At 59.6% G+C, this 14,104-nt stretch carries 9 protein-coding genes; all 9 read left to right on the top strand.

Annotated features, from left to right (window positions below):
* The first annotated feature begins 55 nt into the window (after positions 1-55).
* The 9 genes from ACIOMO_RS13025 to ACIOMO_RS12985 all read left to right on the top strand — a co-directional run bounded on the left by ACIOMO_RS13025 (position 56) and on the right by ACIOMO_RS12985 (position 14,086).
* A complete protein-coding gene (locus ACIOMO_RS13025) occupies positions 56-1,618 on the top strand; it encodes a sigma-54-dependent transcriptional regulator (RefSeq protein ID WP_159812595.1) in 1,563 nt (520 codons plus the stop codon).
* Between the two features lie 361 nt (positions 1,619-1,979).
* Positions 1,980-2,720, top strand: a complete 741-nt coding sequence (locus ACIOMO_RS13020; RefSeq protein ID WP_053118297.1) for a flagellar basal body rod protein FlgF — start codon at positions 1,980-1,982, stop codon at positions 2,718-2,720.
* A gap of 45 nt (positions 2,721-2,765) precedes the next feature.
* Positions 2,766-3,551: a flagellar basal-body rod protein FlgG gene (gene flgG / locus ACIOMO_RS13015; RefSeq protein WP_401241129.1), complete on the top strand. Its 786-nt coding sequence runs from the start codon at positions 2,766-2,768 to the stop codon at positions 3,549-3,551.
* A gap of 51 nt (positions 3,552-3,602) precedes the next feature.
* On the top strand, positions 3,603-4,298 hold the full coding sequence (flgH, locus tag ACIOMO_RS13010; protein ID WP_053118299.1) for a flagellar basal body L-ring protein FlgH: 696 nt from the start codon (positions 3,603-3,605) through the stop codon (positions 4,296-4,298).
* Between the two features lie 27 nt (positions 4,299-4,325).
* Positions 4,326-5,414 (top strand): flagellar basal body P-ring protein FlgI, encoded by a 1,089-nt coding sequence (locus tag ACIOMO_RS13005; protein WP_053118300.1) that lies wholly within the window; start codon positions 4,326-4,328, stop codon positions 5,412-5,414.
* 11 nt (positions 5,415-5,425) lie between these two features.
* Entirely contained in the window at positions 5,426-6,724 is a 1,299-nt protein-coding gene (flgJ, locus tag ACIOMO_RS13000) for a flagellar assembly peptidoglycan hydrolase FlgJ (protein WP_401241127.1), read from the top strand.
* Positions 6,725-6,748: 24 nt separating this feature from the next.
* Positions 6,749-8,794, top strand: coding sequence for a flagellar hook-associated protein FlgK (gene flgK / locus ACIOMO_RS12995; RefSeq protein WP_053118303.1), 2,046 nt, complete (start codon positions 6,749-6,751; stop codon positions 8,792-8,794).
* Positions 8,795-8,807: 13 nt separating this feature from the next.
* On the top strand, positions 8,808-10,376 hold the full coding sequence (locus ACIOMO_RS12990; RefSeq protein ID WP_401241124.1) for a flagellar hook-associated protein 3: 1,569 nt from the start codon (positions 8,808-8,810) through the stop codon (positions 10,374-10,376).
* Between the two features lie 107 nt (positions 10,377-10,483).
* Positions 10,484-14,086 carry a glycosyltransferase gene (locus ACIOMO_RS12985; protein ID WP_401241121.1) on the top strand — a complete coding sequence of 1,201 codons (3,603 nt, stop codon included), beginning with the start codon at positions 10,484-10,486 and terminating at the stop codon, positions 14,084-14,086.
* Positions 14,087-14,104: the final 18 nt, after the last annotated feature.

Raw genomic sequence — 14,104 nt, 5'->3', positions numbered from 1 at the left:
GCAAGCTCGCTCCCACAGGGATTGTGTTCATTCCCAATTTTGTCGGGTCTTTTATATGCGTATCAAAGTCCACTGCCAGAACCGCATCGGCATTCTGCGCGACATCCTCAACCTCCTCGTGGCCTACGGGATCAACGTCGCGCGGGGCGAGGTCGGTGGTGAGCATGGCAACGCGATCTACTTGCACTGCCCGAACCTGATCAACATCCAGTTCCAGGCGCTGCGCCCGAAATTCGAGGCGATTGCCGGGGTGTTCGGCGTCAAGCGCGTCGGGCTGATGCCAAGCGAACGGCGGCACATGGAATTGAACGCGTTGCTCGGCGCGCTGGAGTTTCCAGTGCTGTCGATCGACATGGGCGGTTCGATCGTCGCGGCCAACCGCGCGGCGGCGCAGTTGCTCGGTGTGCGCGTCGATGAAGTGCCGGGGATTCCGTTGTCGCGCTACGCCGAAGATTTCGATTTGCCGGAGCTGGTGCGCGCCAACAAGTCGCGAATCAACGGCATGCGCGTGAAGGTCAAGGGCGACGTGTTTCTCGCTGACATCGCACCGCTGCAATCGGAACACGACGACAGCGAAGCCATGGCTGGCGCGGTACTCACCTTGCACCGCGCCGACCGTGTCGGCGAGCGTATCTACAACGTACGCAAACAAGAACTGCGTGGCTTCGACAGCATCTTCCAGAGCTCGAAAGTCATGGCCGCCGTGGTGCGTGAAGCACGCCGAATGGCACCGCTCGACGCACCGCTATTGATTGAAGGCGAAACCGGTACCGGCAAGGAATTGCTGGCGCGTGCCTGCCACCTCGCCAGTCCGCGCGGGCAATCGCCGCTGATGGCGCTCAACTGCGCGGGGCTGCCGGAGTCGATGGCCGAGACCGAGCTGTTCGGCTACGGCCCCGGTGCGTTCGAAGGTGCGCGCGCGGAAGGCAAACTTGGCCTGCTGGAGTTGACTGCGGGCGGCACGCTGTTTCTCGACGGCGTTGGCGAAATGAGCCCGCGCCTTCAAGTGAAGCTGCTGCGCTTTCTCCAGGATGGTTGCTTCCGCAGGGTCGGCAGTGATGAAGAGGTTTATCTGGATGTGCGGGTGATCTGCGCGACGCAGGTCGACTTGTCCGAACTGTGCGCGCGCGGCGAATTTCGTCAGGATTTGTATCACCGCTTGAACGTGCTCTCGCTGCACATTCCGCCGTTGCGCGAATGCCTTGATGGGTTGACGCCGCTGGTTGAACACTTCCTCGATCAGGCCAGTCGGCAGATCGGTTGCCCGTTGCCGAAACTGGCACCGGCGGCGATGGATCGGCTCAGTCATTACCATTGGCCGGGCAATGTGCGGCAACTGGAGAACGTGCTGTTTCAGGCGGTTTCGTTGTGTGATGGCGGCACGGTGAAGGCTGAGCATATTCGCCTGCCGGATTACGGCGTGCGTCAGCCGCTTGGCGATTTTTCGCTGGAGGGCGGGCTGGACGAGATTGTTGGGCGCTTTGAGAAGGCTGTGCTCGAGCGGCTGTATTCAGAGCACCCGAGCAGTCGGCAGTTGGGTAAGCGGCTTGGGGTTTCGCACACGACGATTGCCAACAAATTGCGCGAATACGAAGTCGGCAAAGACCCCGAAAGCTAAAAGCAACACAGTGGTGAGAAGAACTTTTGTGGCGAGGGGATTTATCCCCGATCGGCTGCGCAGCAGTCGCAAAACCTGCAAATGAGGTCGTCCTGAAGGAAAAGCGGGGCGGCTTCGCCACCCATCGGGGATAAATCCCCTCGCCACAGGGTTATTCATCCAGCCTGAGATCGGGATTGCCGCCAAGCGGCATAACACCGCCGGTTTTTCGACTTCGATACATTTTCCCAATCCTCTAAATCTCCCCCAAGTCCTTTGTTTACCGGGCCGCGTGCCGCCAGAAAAAAGTTGGTCTGCAAATTGCTTATGGCTCAGCAGTACAGCAGTGGGCGGCAAACGTCCGGCATGCAGAGGAAAGAGTGTGGACAAGTACCTTTATGTGGCAATGACCGGCGCCAGCCAGAACGCGCTGGCGCAAAAGGCGCATGCCAACAACCTGGCGAACATCTCCACCAACGGTTTTCAGAAGGACCTGGAACAGGCCCGTTCGATGCCGGTGTTTGGTGACAGCTTTCCGGCGCGTGCGTTTGCCATGAGCGAACGGCCGGCCACTGACTTCTCGCCGGGCTCGCTGGTCGAGACCGGTCGCGACCTCGACGTCGCCGTGACCGGCAACGGTTTCATCGCCGTGCAGAACCCTAACGGCGGCGAAAGCTACGTGCGCACCGGCAGCCTCAATATCGACGCCCTCGGCGTATTGCGTGCCGGCAACGGCATGGCGGTGATGGGCAATGGCGGGCCGATTGCAGTACCGCCCGAGCAGCAAGTCGAGGTCGGTGAAGACGGCACCATCAGTATTCGTGCAATGGGTGAAGGCCCGCGCGTCATGGCGGAAGTCGACCGGATCAAACTGGTCAACCCGGACATCAAGAACATGAACAAGGGCCTCGACGGCTCGATTTACACCAAGGACGGCCAGCCTGCGCCGGCCGATGCCAACGTCAAACTGGTCTCGGGTTTCCTTGAGTCGAGCAACGTCAACGCCGTCGAAGAGATGACCTCGGTGCTGGCCCTGGCCAAGCAGTTCGAGTTGCACGTCAAGATGATGAACACCGCCAAAGACGACGACCAGGCCATGGCTCGGGTCTTGCAGATCAGCTAATTATCAGAACGTCGCGCCGTAAAACAGGCGCACGAGGAGAATTGAATGCTTCCGGCTCTATGGGTTGCCAAAACCGGTCTGTCCGCCCAGGACACCAACCTGACCACCATCTCCAACAACCTGGCGAACGTGTCGTCCACGGGTTTCAAACGTGACCGCGCCGAGTTCCAGGACTTGCTCTATCAGATCAAGCGTCAGCCAGGCGCCCAGTCGACTCAGGACAGCGAACTGCCGTCGGGTCTGCAATTGGGTACCGGTGTGCGCATCGTCGGCACGCAGAAAAACTTCACCGCCGGCAGCCTGCAAACCACCGAGCAGCCGCTGGACATGGCCATCGACGGCCGCGGTTTCTTCCAGATTCTGCAGCCGGACGGCACCACGTCTTACACCCGTGACGGTACCTTCCACCTCGACTCCAATGGCCAGATCGTCAACGCCAGCGGTTTCGCTCTGGAGCCAGCCATCGTTATCCCGAACAACGCGCAGAGCTTCACCGTCGGCGTTGACGGCACCGTGTCGATCACCGTTCCGGGTAACCCGGCCGCTCAGGTGATCGGCAACCTGCAAACCGCCGACTTCATCAACCCGGCCGGTCTGCAAGCGGTGGGCAACAACCTGTTCCTGGAAACCGCTGCATCCGGCGCGCCGCAAATCGGCACCCCGGGCCTCAACGGTTTCGGCACCACGCTGCAGAACACCCTGGAAGGTTCCAACGTCAGCACAGTTGAAGAGATGGTCAACATGATCACCACTCAGCGCGCTTACGAGATGAACTCCAAGGTGATCTCCACCGCCGACCAGATGCTCTCGTTCGTAACGCAGAATCTGTAATCAGTCTATGAGGCGGCCATGAGGCTGCCTGCAACACCGTGAGGTAGGGTCATGAAACGCTTCGTATCTGTTTTGGCATTGGGTGGGGTCGTCTCGCTCGCGGGCTGTGTCGCACCGACGCCCAAGCCCAATGACCCCTATTACGCTCCGGTGTTGCCGCGTACGCCGTTGCCGGCGGCGGCCAACAATGGCTCGATCTATCAGGCCGGTTTCGAACAGAACCTGTACAGCGACCGCAAGGCGTTCCGGGTCGGTGACATCATCACCATCACCCTCAACGAGAAAACCCAGGCGAGCAAAAACGCCAACTCGCAAGTCGCCAAGAACAGCAAGACCGGCATCGGCTTGACCTCGCTGTTCGGCGGTAGCGGCGTGACCAACAACCCGTTGGGCGGTAACGATTTGAGTCTGGACGTTGGCTACAGCGGCGACCGTGCGACCAAGGGCGACAGCAAGGCTGCGCAGGGCAACACCCTGACCGGCTCCGTCACCGTGACCGTGGCCGACGTGCTGCCCAACGGCATCATCGCCGTGCGCGGCGAGAAGTGGATGACGCTGAACACCGGCGATGAGCTGGTGCGCATTGCCGGTCTGGTGCGTGCTGATGACATCGCCACCGACAACACCGTGTCGTCGACCCGCGTCGCCGATGCACGCATCACCTACTCGGGCACAGGCTCATTTGCCGATGCGAGTCAGCCAGGCTGGTTCGACCGTTTCTTCCTCAGCCCGCTGTTCCCTTTCTAGGTGGCTACGTTGAATCTGAAAAGCCTTATGGTGGCCGCGCTGTTGATGTCTGCGGCTTTCACTGCACACGCCGAACGGTTGAAAGACATCGCCAGCATTTCTGGCGTGCGTTCCAACCAGTTGATCGGCTACGGCCTGGTAGTCGGGCTTAACGGCACCGGTGACCAGACGACGCAGACCCCGTTCACCCTGCAGACCTTCAACAACATGCTCTCGCAGTTCGGCATCAAAGTGCCGCCGGGTTCGGGCAACGTGCAGTTGAAGAACGTCGCGGCGGTGTCGGTGAGTGCCGATCTGCCGGCGTTCGCCAAACCGGGTCAGCAGGTCGACATCACCGTGTCCTCGATCGGTAACTCCAAGAGCCTGCGCGGCGGCACACTGTTGCTGACCCCGCTCAAGGGTATCGACGGCAACGTTTACGCCATCGCTCAGGGCAACCTGGTGGTCGGCGGTTTTGATGCTGAAGGTCGTGACGGTTCGAAGATCACCGTCAACGTTCCGTCGGCCGGTCGCATCCCCGGCGGTGCGTCGGTTGAACGTTCGGTGCCGAGTGGTTTCAACCAAGGCAACAGCCTGACCTTGAACCTCAACCGTTCCGACTTCACCACCGCCAAACGCATCGTCGACAAGATCAACGACATGCTCGGCCCTGGCGTGGCGCAAGCCATCGACGGCGGCTCGGTACGCGTCACTGCACCGCTCGATCCGAGCCAGCGCGTCGACTACCTGTCGATCCTCGAAAACCTTGAAGTTGATCCCGGTCAGGCGGTGGCGAAAGTCATCATCAATTCGCGCACCGGCACCATCGTTATCGGCCAGAACGTCAAAGTCTCGCCAGCCGCCGTGACCCACGGCAGCCTGACCGTGACCATCACCGAAGACCCGATCGTCAGCCAGCCAGGCCCGTTGTCCAACGGCCAGACCGCTGTGGTGCCACGCTCGCGTGTTAACGCCGAGCAAGAGGCCAAACCAATGTTCAAATTCGGCCCGGGCACCACCCTCGACGAGATCGTGCGTGCGGTGAACCAGGTCGGCGCGGCGCCGGGTGACTTGATGGCGATCCTCGAAGCACTGAAGCAGGCCGGCGCGTTGCAAGCCGACCTGATCGTGATCTGAGGCCGACCATCATGGATATGCGCAAAGGCAGTCTGGTTAGCAACGCCGATTCGGGTTCCTACTCCGACCTTAATCGTCTGAATCAGCTCAAGGTTGGCGACAAGGACAGCGACGGCAACATGCGCAAAGTCGCGCAGGAATTCGAGTCGTTGTTCATCGGCGAAATGCTCAAGTCGATGCGTTCGGCCACCGACACCCTCGGTCAGGACAATCCGCTGAACACCCCGGCGGCCAAGCAATATCAAGAAATGTCCGACCAGCAACTGGCGGTGTCCATGTCCCGCGAGGGCGGAGGTATCGGCCTGGCAGACGTGCTGCTGCGTCAGATGCAGAAGAACAAACCGATGGCGCCGGGTGAGGCTGCGGCCGCGTCCGCCGCCAAGCAGGAAGAAGCCCGGGCGAAAGCCGCTGGGGTGGTCACGCCGATTGCGGCAGGCACCACCGGAATCAACGGCCCGTTGTCGCGGGTCAATGGCGAGCGTCCGTTGTGGGCATCGCGTTCCGGGCGTGTGTCGAGCACTGATACGTCGCACAGCAATGACATGGCGATGATCAACAAGCGTCGTCTGTCGTTGCCGCCGAAACTCACCGATCGTTTGCTCGCCGGTTTGGTGCCGTCGGCCACGACCGCGACCACCGCATCAAATGCGCTGCCGCAAGCGACCGCGCCTGCCGCCATTACCGGTTCCGGCCCGCTGTACAACGGCGACTGGCTGGCCCGCGCCGAGAACGAAAAAGCCTCCGGCGGGCAGATGCAGGTCTACGGCCGCGCGATGGCGCAGATTCCGCTGGCACCGGCGAAAAAAGCCTTCAGCTCCGCCGACGATTTCGTCAACACCATGCTGCCGATGGCCAAGGAAGCTGCCGACCGTATCGGCGTCGATCCGCGTTATCTGGTGGCGCAAGCGGCACTGGAAACCGGTTGGGGCAAATCGGTCATGCGCGCGCAGGACGGTAGCAGCAGCCACAACCTGTTTGGCATCAAGGCGAGCAGCAACTGGCAGGGCGATTCGGCCCGCGCCATCACCAGCGAGTTCCGCAATGGCGCGATGGTCAAGGAGACGGCCGAGTTCCGTTCCTACGCCTCGTACAAGGACAGCTTCCACGATCTGGTGACTTTGCTGCAGAGCAATAATCGCTATCAAGATGTGCTGAAGTCGGCCGATAACCCAGAACAGTTTGTACGCGAGTTGCAGAAGGCCGGTTACGCCACCGACCCGAACTACGCGACAAAGATTTCGCAAATTGCCAAGCAGATGAACAATCTTCAAAACTACGCTGCGGCGGGTGTATCCACCACGCCTTTATAAGGCACAAGGTATAAGGTCTGAACCATGAGTTTGCTCAATATCGGGATGTCGGGTCTGGCGTCGAGCCAGTCCTCTTTGGCTACGACAGGCAACAACATTGCCAACGTCGACACCGCCGGTTACTCACGTCAGCAAACCGTGCAAGGCACCAAAGCCTCGCAGCAGTACGGCACTGTTTTTATCGGCACGGGCACGACCCTCGCCGATGTGCGTCGGGTCTACAACTCGTACCTCGAATCGCAGTTGCACACCGCCACTTCGCTGAACAGCGAAGCGGCTTCGTACCTGGCCCAGGCCACGCCGCTGGACTCGATTCTGTCTGACACCAACACCGGTCTGACCGGCGTGTTGCAGAAGTTTTTCACCTCGATGCAAGGCGTGTCGACCTCGGCCACCGACGATACCTCGCGTCAGTCGGTACTGACCGGTGCGCAAGCGCTGAGCAGCCGTTTCAACGCTCTCGCCAAGCAGTTGAATGACCAGAACACCACCATCAACGGCAGCCTCAGCGACATGACTGCTCAGGTGAATAAACTGGCCACGTCGATTGCCAACCTGAACCAGAAGATCGGTGAGATTTCCACCAGCGGCGGCGCACCGAACGACTTGCTCGACAGCCGTAACGAAGCCGTGCGTCAGCTCTCTGAATTGACCGGTGCGCAGGTCGTTGAACGCGGCACCAGTTTCGACGTGTATGTCGGCAGCGGCCAGCCGCTGGTGATCGGCAATACCACCAACTCGCTGAGCATGGTTGCCAGCAAAGACGATCCGTCGCGCATGTCGATTCAGATGGATCGCGGTTCGAGCACCATCGACATCACTTCGGTGATCAGCGGTGGCGAAATCGGTGGTCTGCTGACGTATCGCAAAGACGTCCTCGACCCGTCGCTCAATGAGCTGGGCCGTGTAGCCCTGGTGGTTGCCGATCAGATCAACAGCCAGCAAGCGCAAGGCATCGACAAGAACGGTGACTTTGGCGCGGCGATTTTCAACAACATCAACAGTGCCGCGCTGATCAGTCAGCGCAGCATCGCGCAGGCCGGTAACAGCAGCGGTTCGGGCAACCTTGATGTGACCATCAAGGACACCGGCAAGCTGACCACCAGCGATTATCAGGTGACGTTCACCAGCGCGACCGACTACAGCGTCAAGCGCTCCGACGGCACCGACCTCGGCACGTTCAGCACCACGACCAATCCGCCGCCAGTGATTGACGGTTTCACTCTGGCCCTCAACGGTGGCGCGTTGAGCGCCGGTGACAGCTTCAAGATCACCCCGACGCGTAATGCCGCCGCGAGCATCCAGACGGTGCTCAGCGATCCGAAGAAGATCGCTGCCGCAGGCCCGCTGACCGGTTCCGCCAGCGCCAACGGTCTGGGCACTTACACCCAGCCGACGCTGAGCGACACGATCAATATTTACAACCCGACTGCCCAGGCTGACATGCAGGCGGCGCTGAAGAATTCGACGCCGGTGAAACTGGTGTTCGGTGACGCCAGCGGCGGCAGCCAGTCGTACACGCTGGTCGACGCCAAGGGGCAGAACATCGGCACCGGCACCATCGTGCCGGGCCAGTCGAACACACTGAACCTGAAAGTCGGCGTCCTCGATGCCAACGGCAATCCAGTGATGGACACCTCCGTCACGCCGAACGTGCAGAAGACCTTCACCGTGCAAACCACGGTCGGCGGCACGCCGAAATCCGGTGAAACCTTCACCATGAACCTCACCGGTGCGGCGTCTTCGGACAACCGCAACGCGCAGGCGCTGGTCGGTCTGCAAACCAAACAAACGGTCGACACCGGTTCGGCGAGCAAGGGCATCAGCCTGACCGACGCCTACAACAAACTGGTGACCAACGTCGGCACCAAGACTGCCCAAGGCAAGTCTGACAGCGCCGCGACCACGGCGATTCTGGATAACGCGCAAGGTGCGCGCGATTCGCTGTCCGGGGTCAACCTCGATGAAGAAACCGGCAACCTGGTCAAATATCAGCAGTACTACACAGCGTCTTCGCAGATCATCAAAGCTGCGCAGGAAACTTTCGCCACGCTGATCAACAGCCTTTAAGGAGTCGTAATTCATGCGCATTTCCACCGCCCAGTATTACGGCACGCAAGCGTCGGACTATCAGCGTAACTTCAACAAGGCTGTGGCCACCGCGAGCGAGGCGAGCAGCCTGCAGCGGATCAACACCGCATCGGATGATCCGGTCGGTGCCGGTCGTTTGCTGCAACTGGGCCAGCAGGCCGCGTTGCTCGATCAGTACAACGGCAACATCAACAGCACCAAGAATGCCTTGTCGGTGCAGGAAACCACACTGGATTCCATCACCACTGCATTGCAGAGCGCCAAGGAAATCGGCCTGGCCGCCAACAACGGCACGCTGACCGACAAGGATCGCCAGGCTTACGCCTCGCAACTGGCGCAGATCCAGCAACAAGTGCTGGGCCTGATGAACTCTAAGGATGCCGACGGCAACTACCTGTTCTCCGGTTCGAAAACCGACACCGCGCCGTACTCGCAGAATCCGGACGGCACTTACACCTACAACGGTGACCAGACCACCATCAATCTGGGGATTGGCGACGGCATGACCGTCGGCACCAATACCACCGGTTGGGACGCTTTCCAGCAGACCATCAATACCGCGCGCACCAACACCAGCATGACGTCGCCGGCAGTCGACGATGGCCGTGTCGTGCTGTCCAACGGCACCGTGGGCACCGCGGCGACTTACAACGCCAAGTTCACCGGCGGCGAGCCGTACACGGTCAGCTTTCTCAGCAGCACTCAGTTGAAAATCACCGATGCGCAGGGCAACGACGTCACCGCTGAAGCGACCAAGGGCGGCGCGATTCTCAATTCCAGCGGCGCCAACCAGACCGTCAGTTTCCGTGGCGTCGACATGAAGTTGAACATCAACCTCAAGGCCGGCGACACCGATCCGGACGCGGTCATCGCCGGGCACAGCTTCCAGTTGGCGGCCACGCCTGATTCGTTCACCACGACGCGCAGCCCGGGTAATCCATCCACTGCCGTGATCACTGGCTCGAACATCACTGATCAGGCCGCTTACACCGCCGCGTTCCCACAGGGTGGGGCGGTGCTCAAGTTCACCAGCGCTACCGCGTTCGACCTGTACGCGGCGCCGGTCACTGCTGACAGCAAGCCAGTGTCTTCGGGCACGGTGTCGGGCAACAATGCCACTGCTGCTGGCGTGACGTTCGCACTGGGCAATGCGCCGGCCGCCGGTGATCAGTTTTCGATTCAGCCTAACGATCACCAGACCCAGAACATCCTCGATACCCTGGGTCAGATGGTTGCCGCGCTGAACGCACCGATCGACGGCGATGATGTGGCCAAGCAAAAATTCCAGGGCATCATGGAAGGCGGTCTTGGCAACATCGATGCCGCGAGCAATCAGGTCGGCGCTGCCGTTACCTCGATCGGCGCTCGTGGTCAGTCGCTGGATATGCAAGTCGTCACCAACCAGAGCCTGAGCACGGCGAACTCCACGACTCAAGGTTCGATCCGTGATTCGGATCCGGCCGAAGTCATGACCCGCCTGACCTTGCAGCAGACCATGCTGCAAGCGGCGCAACTGGCGTTCAGCAAGATCAGCCAGTTGGGTCTGTTCAACAAGATTTGACGGTTGGCGGGCGCGTGAGCGCCCGTTTGCCCTGTCCCTCAGTTAATGTTTTTTAGCGGTTTCAGGGCTCGCTTTCCGAGCAGGCTCGTACCGCCTGTGAGCCCGCCGTGAATTCACTTCCTCTCGTCAGCATCGCCATCCCCGCGTTTAATCCGCGTTTTTTCGAACGTGCATTGCGCAGTGCCGTCAGTCAGGGCTACGGCAATCTTGAGATCGTTGTGTGCGATGACAGTCGTGGCAACGAGATCGAGAAAATAGTTGTCGCGGTGGCAGGGCAATCCGCGGTTGCAGTGCGCTATCTGCGCAATCCACGTACGTTGGGAATGGTCGAAAACCTGAAGGTTTGTCTTGAGCAAACCCAAGGTGAGTTCATCAAATTCCTGTGTGACGACGATCAGCTGTTTGCGAGCTGTATCGAGCGTCAGGCCCACGTGCTGGCCAATCGGGACGAGGTCAATCTGGTTTTAGCTCAGCGTCTGTTCTGGGACGCTGACGATATGGCATTGCCTTCGCGACTGGAAAACACGCCACTGTCACCCATCAGTGGTCTGTTCAAGGGCAGTGATCTGCTGGCAATCTTCGAGAAATTCCCGGCCAATATTCTTGGCGGTTTCAGCAATGCGTTGTTCCGTCGTTGTGACATTCTGGAGCTGTTGCCGGCGTTGACCCAGCCGGGTCATTGTTTTGTCGCGAGCCTGGATTTTGCTCTGTTCGTATGTTTGCTGCGGCGCGGCAATGTGGTCGTCTCCAATCATGTGTTGAGTGTCGAACGCTTGTATCCGGATCGCCTGAGTGGCCAACAGGCGATGAAAGATTCGCGAGAGATCGAACAGCAGTGGTTACTGCAGATGCTCAAGGCGCGCGGCGGTGAGTCGGCGCCAGCACCGGGTTGGGTGCGATATGTGCCGATGCCCAAGGCTGATGAATCACCTCGGGTCTGGGAAGAGTTGCCACTGAGCCGTACACTGGGCACCAAGCAAAGTGCGCAGATATGGAGTGTCGGTACCAACAGTCAGAGTTTTTCTCAGCTCTATACGCAATGGCTGGAATGCCGGACGCTGAGTGATGTGCAGCGTCGGCTGCTGCCGGACACTCTGGCCGGTTGGCCGTGTACACCGCGAATAGTGCCAGTGGTTGTTGATGATCGGCACAGTCCTTCAGCGCTTGAGCGGACGCTCGAAAGCCTGGCGGCTCAGGCTTATGCGCCGGAGCTGACGCTGGTGTTGTCTGCTGACTGCGTTGAGCCGGTACTGGATGGGCGGGTGTTCCATTTACCCCTGCAGGAAAACTGGCGACAGCAGCTTAATGAGCTTTTGCCACAGCTTGAGGGGGCTGACTGGTTCTATCTGCTGCGTGCCGGTGATCGATTGGTAGTGCCGGCCCTGTTGATGATCGCCGAGCGCATTGCGTTCACTGCTGCACTGACCTGTCTTTATGGCGACGAGGGCAGTTTGCGTCTTGGTGAATCGGTTGAGCCAGCATTCAAGCCTGACTTCAATCTGGATCTGATGCGCACTTATCCCTACGTGGGGCGTGCCCTGGCGTTCCGGCGCGAAACCTTTGTGATGCTGGGCGGTTTCGATTGTGCATTTGCCGAGTTGGCCCCGCATGACCTGCTCTGGCGAATGGTTGAGCGGGAAGGTACGCAAGTGGTCGGGCATTTGGCCGAGATTGTCGTTGAGTCTGCGTTCGATCTGGCCAAGTGGTTGTCGCTGCCCGAGGTGGTGGAAAACAGCCCACTGTTGCTGGCGGCTCACCTTGATCGGTTGAACATCGCTCACGATATTCGGCGTGGCAGCACCGATTTGCTCAATCGGGTCGATTATCGCCATGCGCAACGCCCGCTGGTATCGATCATCATTGCCAGCAAAGACCATATTCCTGCCTTGCAGCGCTGTGTTGACAGCTTGTTGGAGAAAACCGCGTACAGCGAGTACGAGCTGTTGCTGGTGGACAATGGCAGTGAGAGCGGCGAAGCCCGTGAATGGTTCGCCGGTATGGCGCAATTGGGCAGTGATCGCGTTCGCGTGCTGTCATACCCGGCTCATGGCAATATTGCTGCTATGCGCAACTTCGCCGTCGGCCATGCCCGTGGCGAATATGTATTGCTGCTGAATCCTTACGCAGTGATTACCCAAACAGAATGGCTAGACGAGTTGCTCAATCATGCCCAGCGCCCCGAAGTGGGAATCGTCGGTGGCAAACTCTTCAACCCTGACGGACATATTTTGCATGCTGGTGTGATTCTCGGTTTGCAAGGGCCCGCCGGGCTGCCGTTCTACGGCAACGCCATGCAATCCGCCGGGTACATGTTCCGCTTGCAGTCTGTGCAGAACCTCAGTGCTGTCGGGGCGGATTGTCTGATGGTGCGCAAATCGGTATTTGAGGCGGTGGGTTGCCTGGATGAACAGCATCTGCCGAAGACGCTGCACGAGGTGGATTTGTGTCTGCGCGTGGCTCAAGAGGGGTTTCTGGTGGTCTGGACGCCTTATGCCGCACTGGCGCTCGGCGCGCGGCGGAGCGAGGTTGCTCTCGAAGATGAGCAAACCGTGGTCGGACAGCATGAGGAAACATTCTATAAACGCTGGCTACCGGTTGTTGCCCGTGATCCTGCCTACAATCCCAATCTTTCCTTGCAGGGGCATGTGGGGTCGAGCTTCGCGCTGGAACCAGGCCTGTGCAGTGGCTGGAGTCCATTCTCCAATACCTCGTTACCTAAAATTCTCGCGTTGCCGGTCAATGCTTCCGCCATCGGGCACTACCGCGTTACTCAGCCATTGATTGAGCTGGAGGCGGCGGGCAGGGCGCAGGGGCGGATTCGTTACAGTTCGAGTCTGCCATCGATTATCGAGATTGAGCGTCAGTCCCCTGATGTGATCATTCTGCAAGGCCGTTACTCAGAAGCACCGATCAATGAGATGCCGGTGTTGAGCAACTATTTCAGTGCGCGGCGAATCTACGAACTGGATGACTATGTCATTGATGTCCCGCACCGCAATGCGCACAACCGCAACATGCCGAGCAGGCAGGAGATGGAAAGTCTGGTTCGCCGTGCCATTGGCATGTGCGATCGGGTAGTGGTCTCGACCGCCGCGCTAGGTAATGCGTTGGCGGACATGCATCACGATATTCGCGTGGTGCCGAACATGCTCGACGCAAAAATGTGGAGCAACATGCGCAGCCAACGGCGAACGTCGAAAAAACCGCGAGTCGGCTGGGGCGGTGGCACCAGTCACCACGGCGACCTGGCGGTGATCGCTGATGTGGTGCGCGAGTTGGCCGGCGAAGTCGACTGGGTCTTTTTCGGCATGTGCCCCGAAGAACTTCGGCCGTACATGCATGAGTTCCATGGGGTGATCGGGCTGGACGTGTACCCGGCCAAACTGGCCAGCCTCAACCTTGATCTGGCGTTAGCGCCGCTGGAATTTCACATCTTCAACGACTGCAAAAGCAATCTGCGTCTGCTGGAATACGGCGCTTGCGGTTATCCGGTCATCTGCACCGACACCGAGGCTTATCGCGGCTACCTGCCTTGCACGCGGGTCAAAACCAACACCACGGATGAATGGCTTCAGGCGATTCGCATGCACTTGGCTGACCCGGACGCCAGTTATCGCATGGGGGATGATCTGCGTGAGGTGGTCTTGCGCGACTATGTGTTGCGTGGTGATAACTTGCGCTATTGGGAGTATGGATGGCTGGCGGATTGATCGGTCAGGCTGTGCGAA

Source organism: Pseudomonas sp. NPDC087804 (genome assembly GCF_044742965.1).
GTDB classification, from domain to species: domain Bacteria; phylum Pseudomonadota; class Gammaproteobacteria; order Pseudomonadales; family Pseudomonadaceae; genus Aquipseudomonas; species Aquipseudomonas rustica.
This window is presented reverse-complemented; position numbering and strand designations above follow the sequence as displayed.